Source organism: Brevundimonas sp. R86498 (assembly GCF_044598075.1).
Lineage (GTDB): Bacteria > Pseudomonadota > Alphaproteobacteria > Caulobacterales > Caulobacteraceae > Brevundimonas.
Genome location: NZ_CP139004.1, coordinates 960133 through 975858, shown reverse-complemented (window position 1 = coordinate 975858; position 15726 = coordinate 960133). Strand labels below are relative to the sequence as shown.

The window sequence follows — 15726 nt, the reverse complement described above, 5'->3', positions numbered from 1 at the left end:
CCCTGACCCCTGCCTAGCCGATGCCGGGCACGGGGGCAAAGCGGAGCGGTTGACGTCAGGTTCCGAGCAAGGGGGCGATTGCGGCCCGGGCCGCAGCCCCCAACCCGGCATGGTCCAGGGCGTAGGCGACATTGGCCCGCAACAGGCCGACCGGGTCGCCGCAATCATAGGTCGCGCCCTCATACTCCAGGGCGTGGAAGTCCCGGACCTTCATCAGCCGGGCCATGGCGTCGGTCAGCTGGATCTCGCCACCCGCCCCGGTCTGCTGGTCGGCCAGCAGGGGGAAGATGTCCGGGGTCAGGATGTAGCGGCCCGAGATGAACAGGTTCGACGGCTCGGTGCCAAGCGGCGGCTTCTCGACCATGCCGGTCATCCGGTTCAGCCGGCCGTCCTGACCATCGAGAGCGACGATGCCGTATTTGTGGGTCTCGCCCTCCGGCGCGGGCTCCACCACCACCACCGGACCCCCGGTTTGCCCATGGGCGTCGATGGCCTGTTTCAGCGCCGGCGTCGCCGCCTTCATCAGCATGTCCGGCAGCATGACGGCAAACGGCTCGTCGCCGATGAGGTCCCGCGCGCAGAACACCGCATGACCCAGTCCCAGCGGAGCCATCTGGCGCACAAAGCTCATCTCGCCCGGCTTCGGCAGATCGGCCATGACCAGCTCGAGGATCGCGTCCTTGCCCTTGGCCTTCAGGATGCTCTCCATCTCGACCGCATGGTCGAAATAGTCCTCGATCGCCCCCTGGCCGCGCCCGACCACAAAGATGATGTGTTCGATGCCCGAGGCCCGGGCCTCCTCGACGATATGGGCCAGGATCGGCCGGTCGAACACATTGAGCATATTCTTGGGCGTGGTCTTGGCCGCCGGCAGGATGCGGGTGCCGAGACCGGCGACGGGCAGCACGGCCTTGCGGACGCGGGAGGGCGAGTTGGTCATCTGTGGATCCCCTGACAGCGGCGGAGACCCTAACGCATGCCCCGGGTTTTCGAAGCCCGCGACGCGCGAAATTACTCCACCGTGACCGATTTCGCCAGGTTGCGCGGCTGGTCCACGTCCGTGCCCTTCTGGACGGCGGTATAGTAGGCCAGCAGCTGCACCGGCACCGCATAGACCAGCGGCGCGATCAGGGGGTGGCAGTCCGGGGCGTGGATCCGGCGGATTCCGGCCCCGTGCGGATCCGGTGCCGTCCGCGGGGCGATCATGATCACCGGCCCGCCGCGCGCCGCGACCTCCTGCAGGTTGGAGGCGGTCTTTTCGAACACCTCGTCCAGCGGGGCCAGGGCGATCGTCGGGGTATCCTCATCGATCAGGGCGATCGGCCCGTGCTTCAGCTCGCCGGCGGCATAGCCCTCGGCGTGAATATAGCTGATCTCCTTCAGCTTCAGCGCCCCTTCCATGGCGAGCGGGAACATGGCCCCGCGCCCGAGGAACAGGACGTCGGTCGCCTTCGACAGGTCCTGGGCCACAGCCCGGATGTCGGCGTCCATCTGCAGGGCCTCGGCGATCAGCCGCGGCGCCTCGAACAGGGCCTTGACCAGTTCACCCTCGGTCTGGCCGTCGATCCGGCCGCGCGCCACCCCGGCGGCCACGGCGAGGGCCAGAAGCGCCGAGACCTGGGCGGTGAAGGCCTTGGTCGAGGCCACGCCGATCTCGGGTCCGGCATGGGTCGGCCACAGCACATCGGCCTCGCGCGCCATGGACGAGGAATGCACATTGACCACGGCCGCAGTCTTCAGACCCTTCGCCTTGCACCAGGTCAGGCTGGCCAGGGTGTCGGCGGTCTCGCCCGACTGGCTGACGGCGACCGCCAGGGTGCCCGGCGTCACCGCCGGCGAGCGATAGCGGAACTCCGAGGCGATCTCGACGTCACAGGGCAGGCCGGCCAGTTTCTCGAACGCATAGCGGCCGATCTGGCCGGCATAGAAGGCGGTGCCGCAGGCGACGATCTGGATCCGGTCGATGGCAGCGAAATCGATCGCCCCGGCCTCCAGCGTCTGAACCTTGGCCTTGCCGCTCACCAGATCCAGATAGTGGGACAGGGTGTGCTGGACGCTGTCGGGCTGTTCATGGATCTCCTTTTCCATGAAGTGGCGATAGGCCCCCTTCTCGACCATGGCGGACGAGGCCGAGACCTGGACCACCGGCCGCTCCACCGCCGCGCCCGAGACGTCGAACATGGTCGCGCCGGCGCGGGTGACGGCGACATAGTCACCCTCCTCCAGATAGCTGATCGACTGGGTGAAGGGGCCGACGGCCAGGGCGTCCGAGCCCAGATACATCTCGCCGTCGCCCCAGCCCACCACCAGCGGCGAACCCCGACGGGCGCCCAGGATCAGATCCTCCTCGCCCTCGATCAGCACCGCCAGGGCATAGGCCCCGGTCAGCCGGTCCAGCGTCGCCTTGAACGCCTCCAGCGGTGCCTTGCCGGTGTCCAGCTGATGGTCCAGCAGGTGGGCGACAACCTCGGTGTCGGTCTGGCTCTCGAACACCCGGCCCTCGGCCTCCAGCCCGGCCTTCAGCGCGGCGAAATTCTCGATGATGCCGTTGTGGACCAGGGCCACGCGGCCGGCCTTGTGCGGGTGGGCATTGGGCGTGGTGGGCGCGCCATGGGTGGCCCAGCGGGTGTGGCCGATGCCGACCGTGGCGGTCAGAGGCTCGGCGGCCAGCACCGCCTCCAGCTCGCGGATCTTGCCCCGCGCGCGGCGGCGCTCGATCCGGCCGTCAACCATTGCCGCGACCCCGGCCGAATCATAGCCGCGGTATTCCAGCCGCTTCAGGCTGTCGATCAGCCGGGGAATGACCGGGCCCGTGCCGGTAACGCCGATGATGCCGCACATGGTGGTCTCCGCAATCCCGCCCAGCCCGAGGATGACGGCGTTGATCGTCTGCTCTAGGACGGCCTTAAGACGCCGGCACCTAAAAAGGCGTTTCGGATGATTTCGGCGGAGGGCCGCACCATGGGCGAGCGCAAATATTTCGGCACCGACGGCATTCGCGGCCGCGCCAATGTCAGCCCCATGACGGCCGAGGTGGCCCTGCGGGTCGGTCTGGCCGCGGGCAAGCTGTTCATGTCGGGCGACGATCGCCGCCATCTGGTGGTGATCGGCAAGGACACCCGCCTGAGCGGATACATGATTGAGCCGGCGCTGGTGGCGGGGTTCGCCTCGGTCGGCATGGACGTCCTGACCTTCGGCCCCTTGCCGACGCCGGGCGTGGCCATGATGACCCGGTCGATGCGGGCCGATCTGGGGGTCATGATCTCGGCCTCCCACAACGACTATGCCGACAACGGCATCAAACTGTTCGGGCCCGACGGCTACAAGCTGTCGGACGAGACCGAGCTGAAGATCGAATCCATGATGGACGACGGCCTCAACGAGGGTCTGGCCCCGTCCGGCCATCTGGGCCGGGTCAAGCGGATCGACGACGCCCAGGCCCGCTATATCGAGATCGCCAAGGCCGCCTTCCCCCGCCACCTGTCGCTGGCCGGGCTGCGCATCGCCGTCGATTGCGCCAACGGGGCCGGCTACAAGGTCGCCCCCACGACCCTCTACGAACTGGGCGCCGAGGTCTGCTCGGTCGGCGTCTCGCCCAACGGCACCAATATCAACGCCGACTGCGGCTCCACCCATCCGGAGACCCTGGCCTCCGCGGTCAAACAGTACCGGGCCGACATCGGCATCGCGCTGGACGGCGACGCCGACCGGCTGATCATCTGCGACGAGGCGGGCAAGGTCGTCGACGGCGACCAGATCATGGCCCTGATCGGCCGCGACTGGGCCCGGCGCGGCGTGCTGAAGGGCGGCGGGGTCGTGGCCACCGTCATGTCCAATCTTGGACTGGAGCGGGCTCTGAAGGCCGACGGCCTGACGCTGGAGCGCACCAAGGTCGGCGACCGCTATGTCATGGAGCGGATGCGCGAAGGTGGATTCAATCTCGGCGGCGAACAGTCCGGCCACCTGATCCTGCATGACCACGCCACCACCGGCGACGGGCTGATGGCGGCGCTCCAGGTCCTCGCCGTTCTGGTCGAGAGCGGGCGACCGATGAGCGAACTGGCCCGCCAGTTCGAGCCGGTGCCCCAGCTGCTCCAGAATGTGCGCTTCACCGGTGGCAAACCGCTCGAGGATGCGGCGGTCAAGGCCGCGATCGCCGAGGGCGAGGCCGCGCTGAACGGCTCGGGCCGGCTGCTGGTCCGCCCATCCGGCACGGAAAAGCTCATCCGCGTGATGGCCGAAGGCGACGACGGGGCCCTGGTCAAGCGGGTGGTCGCCGAGGTCTCGGCGGCGGTGAAGGCGGCGGGCTGACCGGAAACGCGCGGATTTAAGCGAAATTTCAGAACGGTCTGACAAGTCTGCAGATATGCAGTCCACGACCCCGGCCCCGGACGACGCGTCCCTGTTCCTCGCCTGGAACCGGCTGCGTCAACCTGTGTGGATGTTCGATCCGGCGGCCAGCCGCGGCGTCTACGCCAATCCGCCGGCCCTGACCCTGTGGGGCTCGGACACGCTGGAGGCGCTGCTCGCCCGCGATTTTTCCAACCTGTCCCCCGCCGTCCAGGCGCGGACCGCCCGACTGGTGCAGGTGACGGCGGACGGCGAGACGGTCACCGAGCGCTGGACCTTCTATCCCAATGGCCAGCCCGTCACGGTCAAGGCGACGATCTCGACCTTCGTACTCGACGACGGCCGACCGGTCCTGCTGTTCGAGGCCGCCCCCGTCGAGGTCGAGCCGGCCGAGCGGCGGGCCGTCGAGGCGCTGCGCTACGCGCCCACCCTCATCTCCCTGTTCGACCAGGACGGCGGGGCCCTGTTCTGCAACCCTGCCGCCTTCACGGCCTTTGGCAGCGAGACCCTGACCTTCGCCGACCGCTTCGTTCACCCGCCGGTGGCCGAGGGCCTGCGCTCCCGGGCACAGGGCGGCGACCGCGTGTCCGAGGTGTGCGAGATTCGCACGGCCCATGGAAACCGCTGGCACCATCTGGTCCTCACGCCCGTGCCGGACCCCGTGACCGGCGAGACGGGCCTGCTGCTCAGCGAACAGGACGTCACCGACCGGATCGAGGCCGAACAGGCCCGCGTCGCCGCCGAACAGAAGGCCGCCATGGCCGAGGCGCGCCAGCATTTCCTGTCCGACATGTCGCACGAGTTGCGCACCCCGCTGAACACCATCCTCGGCTTCGCCGAGGTGATGGTGCACGACACCCTGCCCGAGCGGACCCTCGAACAGGCCGGCCGCATCCACGACGCGGGCCAGCGGCTCCTGACCCTCGTCAATGAGATGATCGTCGTCTCGGATCAGGATGTGATCATCTCCGAAGGACACGGACCCGTTCCGCCCACCGTCGTCGCGCCTGCGGCCGCAGCGCCCGTCGCAGAGGACCCAGGCACGCCGGCCGTCCTCTATGTCGACGACAATGAGAACAACCGCACCCTGGTGGCGACCATCCTGGCGACCCAGGGCGTCCAGTGCGACACCGCCGATGACGGGCTTCAGGGCCTGACGGCGGTCGAACGGGGCAACTACGCCCTCGTCCTCATGGACATCGCCATGCCGGTGATGGACGGGGTCGAGGCCTCGCGCCGCATCCGGGCTCTGCCGGGTACCCGGGGTACGGTCCCGATCGTCGCCGTCACCGCCAACACCCTGCCCGAACAGCTGGCCACCTATGCCGCCGTGGGCATCGACGACTGCCTCGCCAAGCCGATCAATATGGTCGGCCTGCTGACGGCCGTCTCGGTCTGGGGCGCGGGGCGGCCGCAAGCGACGCCGGTCGAGCCCTCGGCGGACCGGGCCACGGCCTGACCGCACTCGCGGCGCCTCAGTCCTTCGCCTCGCCGGCCTCCACCCGCGTCTTCAGATCGGCCAGCATGGCGACGGCCCCGCGCGCATAGGGGGCCAGCCAGCGGTCGTGCATGGCCTTGATCGGCAGGGCATTCAGGTGGTTCCAGCGCTCGCGCCCCTCGCGCCGGATGAGGATCAGGTCCGCAGTCTCCAGCGTCTTCAGATGCTGCATCACCGTGCAGCGATCCAGCAACGGCTCGGCCTCGCACAGCTGGCCCGTGGTGCGCGGGCCGTCCTTCATCGCATCCAGCAGCCGGCGGCGGATCGGGTTGGCGAGCGCCTTGAAAACGGCGTCCAGATCATCCTCATTTGACATGTTATGTTTCTATAACATATAAGCCCTGCCATCAACCATGGAGAGGGACGATGGAGCTGAAATTCGAGGTCTCCACCCGGGTCGCGAGACCGGTGCATGAGGTGTTCGAGGCGGTCGCCGATCCGGCGAAACTGTCGGCCTATTTCACCACCGGCGGGGCCGTCGGGCGGCTGGAGACGGGAGCGACGGTCCAGTGGGAGTTCGCCGACTATCCCGGGGCCTTCCCGGTCCAGGTCGTCGAGGTGGTGCAGGACCAGAAGATCGTGCTGCGCTGGCAGGCCAATGAAAGCGTCCCCGCCGACGCGGACCCGGTGGTCGCGGCCGGATACATGACCACGGTCACCATGACCTTCGCGCCGCTGGACGACGGAGCCCGCACCCTGGTCCGCATCGCCGAGGAAGGCTGGCGCGAGACGCCGACGGGGCTCAAGGCCTCCTATGGCAACTGTATGGGCTGGTCCCAGATGCTCTCGGCCCTGAAGGCCAGTGTCGAATACGGCATCAACCTGCGGACCGGGGCCTACCGCTAGGCGAGAGCCGCCGCCACATCCTCGATCCGCTTGCGGATATCCGGCACGGCGATCGTCTCCCAGAAGGCGGCGCGGGCGGGGGGCCCCAGGACGAACAGGGCCGGGTCGGCCCGGCCGTCCGCCCCCAGCACCCGGCCAGCGGGATCCAGATCCAGACCCAGTTTCAGCGGATCCAGCCGGGCCCGGCCGCTGGCCAGCAGGGGGCCGGTCAGGGGGTCGGCGGCCGGTGCATGGCCCGGCCCGGTGCAGTCGATGAGCCAGCCGGCTGTCAGGGGCGCTTGCGCCGGGCCCTGACGTGGACGCCAGTCCAGCCGCACGGCCTGATCATCGGCGGAGATGTCACGCACCCGTCCGGCCACCACCGTCAGCCGGCCCTCGCTCACCAGCCGGTCCATAACCGCGGCGACGCGGGGGGCCAGCCGGTGGCGATGCACGTCCCAGTACGGCCTCAGGTGCCGGACGATCCGGCGTCGTGTGGCCAGATCGGCCGCCGCCCACAGCGTCGCCGTGATCGGCCGCAGACCCTCCATCACCTCGCGCCAGCCATGGTCCCGCGCCAGCCGTCGCGCCTCGCCCAGCCGCCGTGACAGGGGGGCCGACAACAGGGTTTCGGTCGGGGTCAGGACCGGATCGGGGCGCTCGCCATGGGCGCGGGGCATCAGGCCGCGTCGCGACAGGGCCGTCGCCCGGCCCCGCCAGCCGCCGGCTTCCAGCCTCAGCACCATATCGACCATGGTCAGGCCCGTACCCACGATCAGGATGTCGTCATCGGCCCCGATCGCCTCCAGCGCCCCGGGGGCCCACGGGTCGGGCAGGATGCGGAGTGAGCCCCCGGCCTCCGCCGTACGGGGGGCCGGATTGCCGGTGGCCAACACCAAGGCCCGCGCCGGCAACCGGGTGCCGTCGGCCAGATGCACGCCCTCGGCCTCGATCGCCGTCACATCGCCCACGACCCGGCGGATCTGGCCCGGACAGGCCGTCTCGACCCCCTCCAGCCGGTCGCGGACATAAAGCCCGAACACCCGACGCGGCGCGAACCCGTCGGGGTCGGCCAGGGCCGGATGATGGCGCTCCAGCCAGCGCACGAAATGATCGGGCTGGTCGGCCCGGGCGCTCATCCGGCCCGAGCGGACATTCAGCAGATGGCCGTCGAACGGGGTCGCATAGGCGACGCCCAGCCCGAAGTCTCCGGTCCGGTTTATCAGGGTCGAGGCCACGCCCCGCTCGGCCAGCCGGGCCGCCAGCATGGTGCCGGAAAAGCCGCCGCCGACGATGGCAACCCTGTCGATGTCTGCTGCCACGCGATCTCCCCGCCGTCGCCGCGCCTGATGCACCGGCGACCGGGCGGGGTCAAATGACGGCGGCCTCAGATTTCCTGATTGTAGGCCCCGATCTCGGGATGGCGGGCGAGGCGGGGCTTTACCTCCTTGTGGAACAGGTCGCGCATGTCCTCGGCCGACCTCATCGACTCGACCACCACGACCAGTTCCGGCTTGTTCGAGGAGGCCCGAACCAGCACCCACGACCCGTCCTCCAGATGCACGCGCGCACCGTTGACGGTGATGACCTCGACGATCCTGCGGCCCAGGATCGAGCCACCCTCGGCCCCCAGTTTTTCGTACTCGGCGACCAGTTTGGCGAGGACGTCGTATTTGATCTCGTCGTCGCAGTGCGGCGACATGGTCAGGCTGGTCCAGGCGTCCGGCAGTGACGCCTTCAGCGCCGACAGCCGCTTGCCCGGGTTGCGGTCCAGCATCTGCAGCACGGCGGCCGCGGCCACCAGACCGTCGTCGTAGCCCCGGCCGATCGGCTTCGCGAGGAAGAAGTGCCCCGACTTCTCGAACCCGGCCAGCGCCCCCAGTTCGGCAGTCTTGCGCTTGATATAGCTGTGGCCGGTCTTCCAGTAGACCGTGGTCGCGCCATTGGCCTTCAGGACCTCGTCGGTCTTGTACAGGCCGGTCGACTTCACATCGACGACGAAGGTCGCATTGGCATGCAGGGCCGACAGGTCGCGGGCCAGCAGCAGGCCGATCTTGTCGGCATAGATCTCCTCGCCCGTGTCATCGACGACGCCGCAGCGATCGCCGTCGCCGTCAAAGCCCAGGGCAAGGTCGGCCCCGGTCTCGCGCACCCGCTGGGCCATCTGCATCAGCATGGCGTGGTCTTCGGGGTTGGGATTGTATTTGGGGAAGGTCCAGTCCAGCTCGACGTCCATCTCGATGACCTCGGCCCCCATCCGCCGCAGGGCCTCGGGTGCGAAGGCCCCGGCCGTGCCGTTGCCGGTGGCGCAGACGACCTTGAGCGGACGGCTGAGTTTGATCTCGCCCACCACCTCGTCCCAGTAGCGTTCGCGGAAATCCTCGACCCGCTCCAGCCGTCCGCCGGGCCGGGCCACGCCGGTGCCCGACAGCACGATCTCCTTCAGCCGGCCGATCTCCTCGGGGCCAAAGGTGACGGGCGGATTGGTGCCCATCTTGACCCCGGTCCAGCCGTTCTCGTTGTGGCTGGCGGTCACCATGGCCACGCAAGGGGCCTCCAGCGCGAACTGGCCGAAATAGGCCATGGGCGACAGGGCCAGGCCGATGTCCAGCACCTCCATCCCGCCTTCCAGCAGGCCGAGGATCAGGGCCTGTTTCACGGTCAGGGAATAGGACCGGAAATCATGGCCGACCACGATGCGCGGCTGCACCCCCGTCTCATGCACATAGGTCGCCAGCGCCAGCCCCAGCGCCTGGATGCCCAGCAGGTTGATCTCCTTCTCCAGGATCCAGCGGGCGTCGTACTCACGAAACCCGGTGGGTTTCACCAGCGCGATGGTCTCGAACTCGAAGGTGTTCGGGACCAGATCCTGACGGGGCTTGGGCATGGTGATGTCCTTGAAGGGGGGAGGTCCTGACGGATCGGCGGTATAGCCGCACGCCGGTTGCCGGACAACAACGCACGACCTGTGGTAGGGCTGCCACAGCGGGGGCGCAGGATAGCGGAGGAAGACGTTGAAGCTCTCTGGAGTCGCGGCCATGGCCGCCCTCGTCCTGATCTGTGCGGCCCCGGTCCGGGCCCAGACAGCGGCGGACGGCCTCGAAGCGATGCGGGCCCGGCTGGCGGAGTCCGGGGATTACAGCGGCGTGTTCGGGGTCTCGCGGGCGGGCGCTTTCGCGGTCGGCGCCAGCGACGACCGCAGGGCCGACGCCCCATGGCGCTGGGCCTCGGTGTCCAAGATGATCACCACCCTGCTGGTGCTGCAGCAGGTGGACGAGGGCCGGCTGGCGCTGGACGCTCCCCTCGCCGACTCTCTGCCCGACTGGCCGGTGAACGGCGAAGGGATCACGATCCGGCATCTTCTGAGCCACACCTCGGGTCTGGCCGATCCCGACGCGAGCCCGGATCTCGACGCCGACGGCATGCCCGACCTCTACCAGCAGGCGCAGGACTGGCGCCCGGTCTGCGAGGGTCCGCCGCGCGCGGCACCGGGCACGGGTTTCGCCTACAACAACTGCGACTACTGGGTGCTGGGGGCCGTGCTGGAAGCGGTCAGCGGCCAGACCTACGCCGACCTGATCCGGGACCGCCTGGTCGCGCCGCTGGGGCTGGGGCCCGTGGCCGTGCCGTCCGGGCCCCGGTCCGAAGCCCGGACCAACGGCCAGCCCGAACCCCGGGTCGATCCGGCGGCCTGGGGACCGGCCGGGGGGCTTTACGGGACGACCGAGGCCCTGCTGCGGATCGACGCCGCCCTGATGGAAGGAGCGCTGATCTCGCCCGCCTCGCGCGCGGAAATGTGGAATGGCGATCCCGCCGCCGGTTTCGCCGCCCTTGGCGTCTGGTCCTATTCACCGGATCTCGGCGCATGCATCGGCCAGACCCGGCTGGTGGAGCGCTATGGCGAGATCGGCGGGGTCCAGGTCCGCAACTTCCTCCTGCCCGATCTGGGCCTCGCCCTCGTCGTCCAGTCCAGCGACGGCGTGACGGCCTTTGGCGAGGTCTGGCAGGGCGAGGGCCTGTCGATCGACCTGATCCGGGCGGCCGCCTGCGGCGCTTGACCCTCGCGGAGCCGCGCCCTACCCCGGAGGGCCGTCTTCAAGAGAGTGCCTCCCCATGCCCCGCCTCATCCTGCTGCGCCACGGCCAGAGCCAGTGGAATCTGGAAAACCGCTTCACCGGCTGGGTCGACGTCGACCTGACAGCCGAGGGTGAGGCCCAGGCCCGGCACAGCGGCACCTTGATGGCGGACGCCGGCTTCCACCCCGCCGTCCTGTTCACCTCGGTCCTCACCCGGGCGAAACGGACCGGGGCCCTGGCCCTTCAGACCGCCGGCATGACCGATGTCCCGGTGATCGAGGACTGGCGGCTGAACGAGCGCCACTACGGCGGCCTGACCGGTCTGGACAAGGCCGAGACCGCCCTGAAGCACGGCGAGGACCAGGTGAAGGTCTGGCGCCGCAGCTATGACATTCCGCCCCCGCCGATGGCTCCCGGCAGCGAGTGGGACTTCACGGCCGATCCCCGCTACGCCGGCCAGACCATCCCCGACACCGAAAGCCTCAAACTGACCCTTGAGCGGGTCCTGCCCTACTGGAACGACGCCATCGCCCCCCGCCTGCGCGCCGGCGAGGACGTGCTGGTCGCCGCCCACGGCAACTCCCTCCGGGCCATCGTCAAACACCTGTTCAGCGTGCCGGACGACCGGATCGTCGGCGTCGAGATCCCGACCGGTAATCCCCTGGAGATCGACCTCGACGCGGACCTCAAGCCCGTCACCGCCCGCTATCTGGACGACGCCCGCGCCCAGCCCCTGCCGGTCGCCGCGTGAGCGACGACGCCGCCTTCATGCGGCGGGCCATCGACCTGGCCCTGGCCCGCATGGGCGAGACCTGGCCGAACCCGGCCGTGGGCTGTGTGATCGTGCGCGACGGCATGGTCCTCTCGGAGGCCGCGACGGCCCCGGGAGGACGCCCCCACGCCGAGGAACAGGCCGTGCCTGCCGCCGGCACCGACCTGTCGGGGGCGACGGCCTATGTCACGCTGGAGCCCTGCGGGGCCCGCTCCTCGGGTCGCGCGTCCTGCGCCCATGTGCTGGTCGAGGCAGGGGTCAGCCGGGTCGTGGTGGCCGCTCTAGACCCCTCCCCCTTCGCCTCCGGCCGCGGCACCGAGCGCCTGCGTCAGGCGGGGCTGCAGATCGAGACCGGGCTGATGAAGGCCGAGGCCGGTGTGCTGTGCGAGGGCTTCCTGCACCGGCTCGAGACCGGCCGACCCATGGTCCGGATCAGCCAGGACGGGGCCGGGTTCGATGCCCGGTTCGCCGCCTCGGCCCGCGCCGATCTGGTGACCGAGCTGAAACGTCTGGGCGAGGCGGGCTATACTCGTCTGTGGACCGCGCCGGGCGAGTTGGCCGACGCCCTCGCCGAGCAGGGCCTGCTCACCATCTGAGCCAAAAGAAGGGGCGGCGACCGCCACCCCTTCCTCCGGTTTCGTCTGCCGGACCGATCAGGCGGCCTTGCCCTCGATCAGGGGCTTGGCGGAGCCGGTCGAGATCTCGATCCGGCGTGGCTTCAGCGCCTCGGGCAGTTCGCGCTTCAGGCTGACGGCCAGAAGCCCGTTGTCGAGGCTCGCGTCCGTGACCACGACATAGTCGGCCAGCTGGAAGCGCCGCTCGAAGTCGCGCTCGGCCAGGCCGCGGTGCAGATAGGTCCGGTTCGCGCCGGCATCGTCATTGGCCGTCTTGCGGCCGGTGACGGTCAGCAGGTTCTCCTTGACCTCGAGGGTCAGCTCGTCGGGCTTGAAGCCGGCCACGGCGATCTCGATCCGGTAGGCGTTCTCGCCCGTCGTCTCGATATTGTAGGGCGGCCAGCCGGTTTCCTGACCGGTGCGCGCGGCGCTTTCCAGCAGCCCGGCCAGACGGTCAAAGCCCACGGCGGAGCGGTACAGGGGGGTAAAGTCGATGGTACGCATGTCGATCTCCTGATCATCAGCAAGATGGAGCCACCCCGCGCTTTATGACCCGGGATGACGATGGGTTCGGCCCGTCCGGCCCCCGAAAGGCTCCGTCCAGGTCGAGGGAGCCCGAAACCGGCACTCCCGGATGTGAATTTGGGAGCCGCAGTTGCGGCGTCAAGTCCCTCCCGGTCGCGGGATCTTCACTTGCCCCGGCCCGCCCCGTCCTTAAGGTGCCGCTAACCCTGTCAACGCCGGAGCTGACCATGCGCGCCTCGAAACTCGCCCTCCTCGGGACCCTCGCCCTGACGGCTACACTCGCCACGGCCTGCCAGGCCTCGACGGAAGCGACCGGGTCCGCCCAGGTCTCGGCCACGCCGCCGGTCCTGCAGGAAGACACCGCCCTCCAGGCGGCGATCGCCGCGTCGACCCGCCCGGCCGCCGATGTGGCCCGGGACCAGTTTCGTCACCCCTATGAAAGCCTGACCTTCTGGGGTCTGACCCCCGGCCAGACCGTGGTCGAGATCGCGCCGGGCCGGGCCGGCTGGTGGACCGCCATCCTCCAGCCCTATGCCGCCGCCACCGGCGGCCGCTATGTGCCGGTCGCAAATCCGGCCGAAATGGGCGTCGAGGACGGAACCGCCGACATGGTTCTGGTTGCCCGCGCCTTCCACAACTGGCACCGCGCGGGCCGGACCGAGCCCTTCATGCAGGCCTTCTTCCAGGTCCTGAAGCCCGGTGGCGTCCTGGCCATCGAACAGCACCGCGCGGTCGAGGGCTCCAACCCCGACCAGACGGCCTCGACCGGCTATGTCTCTGAAAGCTATGTCATCAAGGCCGCCGAGGCGGCCGGGTTCGTGCTGGACGCCCGCAGCGAGATCAATGCCAACCCCCGCGATGACCGCGACCATCCGTTCGGGGTCTGGACCCTGCCGCCCGTGCGCACCAGCGCCCCGGCCGCCGGGGCCACGACGGGCCGGACCACGCCCCTGACCGAAGCGGAGCGGGCCGCGTTCGACGCGATCGGCGAGAGCGACCGGATGACCCTGCGGTTCCGCAAGCCGGCCTGAAGCGGGGCTTTGACGGCCCGGGCGAACCTCTCTATCCGGGCCGGGTGCGGAGCAGTCGGGTTTTCGTGGTGACGGCGGGACGGGAAACAGTGAGACAGGACCCGGATCCGATCGCATGGAAGCGTCCTTCACGTCGGATGGTGCTGGCCGGCGTGACGGCGCTCGCCGGCCTTGCGGGCTGTGGGCGGAACGAAGCCGAGGTCGCGGAGCCGGGGGCCCCGGCCGGTCCGCCGGAAGGGTCCCTGGAGTGGGCCATTGCCGGCGCGTGGCGGGCTGCTGACCAGCCGCGCGACGCCTTCCGCCACCCGCTTGAGACCCTGAGGTTCTTTGGCCTGCAGCCGACCATGACCGTGGTCGACTTCTGGCCCGGCAGCGGATGGTACACCGAGATCCTGGCTCCGTATCTGAACGAGGGTGAGGGGACCTACTATGCGGCGGGCTTCGCCAACGGCCCCGGGGCCGACCCGGCCCAGGCTGCGCTCAATGCCAATTTCGAGCGCCGTTTCGGCGACAACCGGAGGCTCTACGGCGAGGTCCAGTTCAGCCAGTTCGGGGCCACGACCGGACCGGTGGCTCCGGCCGGGACGGCCGACCTGGCCCTGTTCATGCGCAACATTCACGCCTGGATGGCGGCCGGCATCGCCGAGAAGGCCTTTGCAGACGCATGGGCGGCGCTCAAACCGGGGGGTATCCTCGGGGTCGAACAGCACCGGCTGGCCCCGGATGAGGATCAGGATCCGGCGGCGGCCAATGGCTATGTCCAGGAAGCCTTCGTCAAACAACTGGCCGCCGAGGCCGGCTTCATCTTCGTCGCGGCGTCCGAAATCAACGCCAATCCCGAGGACACCAAGGACCACCCGTTCGGCGTCGAAACCCTGCCGCCGCGCCTGCTGACGGCCCCCCAGGGCGAAGTGCCGGATCCGACATTCAACTCCGCCAAATACCGCGCGATCGGCGAGAGCGATCGCATGACCTTGAAGTTCAGGAAACCCGAGTGAACCGCGCCGCTGCCTTTGCTGCCAATGCCCCCCTGATGGGTGTGCCCGGTGCCTCTTCCCCGCCCGGAGGCGAGGGGGAATGGTTTCGGGGGGCCGGTGGACTGCGTCTTCGGGCCGCCTTCTGGACCCCCTCGACCCTGGTGGCCCAACCCCCGCGCGGGACGGTTGTGCTCAGCCCCGGCCGCAGCGAACCGATCGAGAAATATTTCGAACTGATCGGCAATCTGCTGGCACGCGGCTGGTGCGTGCTGGCCCACGACTGGCGCGGCCAGGGCCTGTCAGCGCGTCTGCTTCCGGATCGTCTCAAGGGCCACGCCCGGGCGGTCGAGGAGTTTCTCGACGACTATTCGCGCCTGCTCGAGGCCTTCGAGAGCCGGGCCCCCCGCCCGTGGATGATGGTCGGTCATTCGATGGGCGGGGTTCTGAACCTGCTGACGCTTGAGTCGGGAGAATCCCGGTTCGCCGGAGCCGTCCTGTCCAGCCCGATGCTGCGGATCAAGACCGGCAAGCGGTCGATGTGGTCGGTCAAGCTGGCCGTGCGGTGGAATGTTCGCCACGGCAAGGCCGGGGATTTCGTGCTCGATGATCCCGACGATCCCTTCGACCATACGTTCGAGACGAACGCCCTGACGTCGGACGAGGGCCGCTACGAAATGTGGCGTCAGCAGCTCTACGCCTGCCCGCATCTGGCCGTCGGCGGTCCGACGTGGGGCTGGCTGGCCTTCGGCATCGACGCCGGCGAGCGTTCGCTGAAGCTCAAGGCCCTGAAATCCGTCACGATCCCGTGCACCATCGTCCAGGCGGGCGACGACAGCCTGGTGTGGAAACAGACCAATCGCTGGGCCGCCAAACGCCTCGGCCGTGGCCGCTATGTCGAGGTCGAGGGAGCCAAACACGAGGTCATCATGGAGACCGATCCCCTGCGGGGCGTCTTCCTGAGCGAGTTCGACGCCATGGCGGACTATGTCTCGCCTGCTGGCACTCCGGCGATGGCCTCTGCCGGACCGTCGGAGGCGGAAGGGTCCGACTGACCCCTC

General features: G+C 69.2%; 15 protein-coding genes. 9 read left to right on the top strand and 6 right to left on the bottom strand.

Annotation, left to right across the window (positions count from 1 at the left end):
• Window positions 1-55: 55 nt before the first annotated feature.
• Complete coding sequence (locus tag SJY26_RS04915) at window positions 56-940, bottom strand: UTP--glucose-1-phosphate uridylyltransferase (RefSeq protein WP_396595032.1); 885 nt, start codon at window positions 938-940, stop codon at window positions 56-58.
• Window positions 941-1011: 71 nt separating this feature from the next.
• On the bottom strand, window positions 1012-2841 hold the full coding sequence (gene glmS, locus SJY26_RS04910) for a glutamine--fructose-6-phosphate transaminase (isomerizing) (RefSeq protein ID WP_396595031.1): 1830 nt from the start codon (window positions 2839-2841) through the stop codon (window positions 1012-1014).
• 120 nt (window positions 2842-2961) lie between these two features.
• Here glmS and glmM point away from each other — a divergent pair, with 120 nt between their 5' ends.
• Both glmM and SJY26_RS04900 read left to right on the top strand, forming a co-directional pair.
• Window positions 2962-4311 carry a phosphoglucosamine mutase gene (glmM, locus tag SJY26_RS04905; protein WP_396595704.1) on the top strand — a complete coding sequence of 450 codons (1350 nt, stop codon included), beginning with the start codon at window positions 2962-2964 and terminating at the stop codon, window positions 4309-4311.
• 55 nt (window positions 4312-4366) lie between these two features.
• Complete coding sequence (locus tag SJY26_RS04900) at window positions 4367-5809, top strand: response regulator (RefSeq protein ID WP_396595030.1); 1443 nt, start codon at window positions 4367-4369, stop codon at window positions 5807-5809.
• Window positions 5810-5825: 16 nt separating this feature from the next.
• Here the strand turns inward: SJY26_RS04900 and SJY26_RS04895 are convergent, their stop codons facing one another.
• Window positions 5826-6164 carry an ArsR/SmtB family transcription factor gene (locus tag SJY26_RS04895; RefSeq protein ID WP_396595029.1) on the bottom strand — a complete coding sequence of 113 codons (339 nt, stop codon included), beginning with the start codon at window positions 6162-6164 and terminating at the stop codon, window positions 5826-5828.
• Window positions 6165-6214: 50 nt separating this feature from the next.
• Here SJY26_RS04895 and SJY26_RS04890 point away from each other — a divergent pair, with 50 nt between their 5' ends.
• Window positions 6215-6694 carry an SRPBCC domain-containing protein gene (locus SJY26_RS04890; protein WP_396595028.1) on the top strand — a complete coding sequence of 160 codons (480 nt, stop codon included), beginning with the start codon at window positions 6215-6217 and terminating at the stop codon, window positions 6692-6694.
• Here SJY26_RS04890 and SJY26_RS04885 read toward each other — a convergent pair.
• A complete protein-coding gene (locus tag SJY26_RS04885) occupies window positions 6691-7995 on the bottom strand; it encodes an FAD/NAD(P)-binding protein (protein ID WP_396595027.1) in 1305 nt (434 codons plus the stop codon). The two genes, SJY26_RS04890 and SJY26_RS04885, sit on opposite strands and share 4 nt — an antisense overlap.
• A 65-nt stretch (window positions 7996-8060) precedes the next feature.
• On the bottom strand, window positions 8061-9560 hold the full coding sequence (locus SJY26_RS04880) for a phosphomannomutase/phosphoglucomutase (RefSeq protein ID WP_396595026.1): 1500 nt from the start codon (window positions 9558-9560) through the stop codon (window positions 8061-8063).
• Between the two features lie 151 nt (window positions 9561-9711).
• On the opposite strand from SJY26_RS04880, the gene SJY26_RS04875 reads away from it, so the two are divergent.
• Genes SJY26_RS04875 through SJY26_RS04865 form a run of 3 tightly spaced genes read left to right on the top strand, consistent with a single transcriptional unit; the run spans window position 9712 to window position 12117 of the window.
• The gene (locus SJY26_RS04875) at window positions 9712-10731 is read left to right on the top strand and encodes a serine hydrolase domain-containing protein (RefSeq protein WP_396595025.1); all 1020 of its coding nucleotides are present in this window, start codon (window positions 9712-9714) and stop codon (window positions 10729-10731) included.
• 55 nt (window positions 10732-10786) lie between these two features.
• Window positions 10787-11500 carry a 2,3-diphosphoglycerate-dependent phosphoglycerate mutase gene (gene gpmA, locus SJY26_RS04870; RefSeq protein WP_396595024.1) on the top strand — a complete coding sequence of 238 codons (714 nt, stop codon included), beginning with the start codon at window positions 10787-10789 and terminating at the stop codon, window positions 11498-11500.
• Window positions 11497-12117, top strand: a complete 621-nt coding sequence (locus SJY26_RS04865; protein ID WP_396595023.1) for a bifunctional diaminohydroxyphosphoribosylaminopyrimidine deaminase/5-amino-6-(5-phosphoribosylamino)uracil reductase RibD — start codon at window positions 11497-11499, stop codon at window positions 12115-12117. The genes gpmA and SJY26_RS04865 overlap by 4 nt, the downstream gene beginning before the upstream one ends.
• Window positions 12118-12174: 57 nt before the next feature.
• Here SJY26_RS04865 and SJY26_RS04860 read toward each other — a convergent pair whose 3' ends face one another.
• Window positions 12175-12639, bottom strand: a complete 465-nt coding sequence (locus SJY26_RS04860; protein WP_396595022.1) for an Hsp20 family protein — start codon at window positions 12637-12639, stop codon at window positions 12175-12177.
• Between the two features lie 248 nt (window positions 12640-12887).
• Between SJY26_RS04860 and SJY26_RS04855 the strand changes: the two genes are divergently transcribed.
• The 3 genes from SJY26_RS04855 (at window position 12888) to SJY26_RS04845 (ending at window position 15720) form a co-directional block, all read left to right on the top strand.
• A complete protein-coding gene (locus SJY26_RS04855) occupies window positions 12888-13691 on the top strand; it encodes a class I SAM-dependent methyltransferase (RefSeq protein WP_396595021.1) in 804 nt (267 codons plus the stop codon).
• Window positions 13692-13828: 137 nt separating this feature from the next.
• On the top strand, window positions 13829-14689 hold the full coding sequence (locus tag SJY26_RS04850) for a class I SAM-dependent methyltransferase (RefSeq protein WP_396595703.1): 861 nt from the start codon (window positions 13829-13831) through the stop codon (window positions 14687-14689).
• On the top strand, window positions 14686-15720 hold the full coding sequence (locus tag SJY26_RS04845; protein ID WP_396595020.1) for an alpha/beta fold hydrolase: 1035 nt from the start codon (window positions 14686-14688) through the stop codon (window positions 15718-15720). The genes SJY26_RS04850 and SJY26_RS04845 overlap by 4 nt, the downstream gene beginning before the upstream one ends.
• The last annotated feature ends 6 nt before the right edge of the window (window positions 15721-15726 follow it).

What these genes read in the sequence shown, in the direction of transcription:
- SJY26_RS04880 (WP_396595026.1), bottom strand. Translation starts at nt 9,560, where the DNA reads ATGCCCAAGCCCCGTCAGGATCTGGTCCCGAACACCTTCGAGTTCGAG.
- SJY26_RS04850 (WP_396595703.1), top strand. Translation starts at nt 13,829, where the DNA reads ATGGTGCTGGCCGGCGTGACGGCGCTCGCCGGCCTTGCGGGCTGTGGG.
- SJY26_RS04855 (WP_396595021.1), top strand. Translation starts at nt 12,888, where the DNA reads ATGCGCGCCTCGAAACTCGCCCTCCTCGGGACCCTCGCCCTGACGGCT.
- SJY26_RS04900 (WP_396595030.1), top strand. Translation starts at nt 4,367, where the DNA reads ATGCAGTCCACGACCCCGGCCCCGGACGACGCGTCCCTGTTCCTCGCC.
- SJY26_RS04915 (WP_396595032.1), bottom strand. Translation starts at nt 940, where the DNA reads ATGACCAACTCGCCCTCCCGCGTCCGCAAGGCCGTGCTGCCCGTCGCC.
- SJY26_RS04895 (WP_396595029.1), bottom strand. Translation starts at nt 6,164, where the DNA reads ATGTCAAATGAGGATGATCTGGACGCCGTTTTCAAGGCGCTCGCCAAC.
- SJY26_RS04890 (WP_396595028.1), top strand. Translation starts at nt 6,215, where the DNA reads ATGGAGCTGAAATTCGAGGTCTCCACCCGGGTCGCGAGACCGGTGCAT.
- SJY26_RS04860 (WP_396595022.1), bottom strand. Translation starts at nt 12,639, where the DNA reads ATGCGTACCATCGACTTTACCCCCCTGTACCGCTCCGCCGTGGGCTTT.
- SJY26_RS04875 (WP_396595025.1), top strand. Translation starts at nt 9,712, where the DNA reads ATGGCCGCCCTCGTCCTGATCTGTGCGGCCCCGGTCCGGGCCCAGACA.
- glmM (WP_396595704.1), top strand. Translation starts at nt 2,962, where the DNA reads ATGGGCGAGCGCAAATATTTCGGCACCGACGGCATTCGCGGCCGCGCC.
- glmS (WP_396595031.1), bottom strand. Translation starts at nt 2,841, where the DNA reads ATGTGCGGCATCATCGGCGTTACCGGCACGGGCCCGGTCATTCCCCGG.
- gpmA (WP_396595024.1), top strand. Translation starts at nt 10,787, where the DNA reads ATGCCCCGCCTCATCCTGCTGCGCCACGGCCAGAGCCAGTGGAATCTG.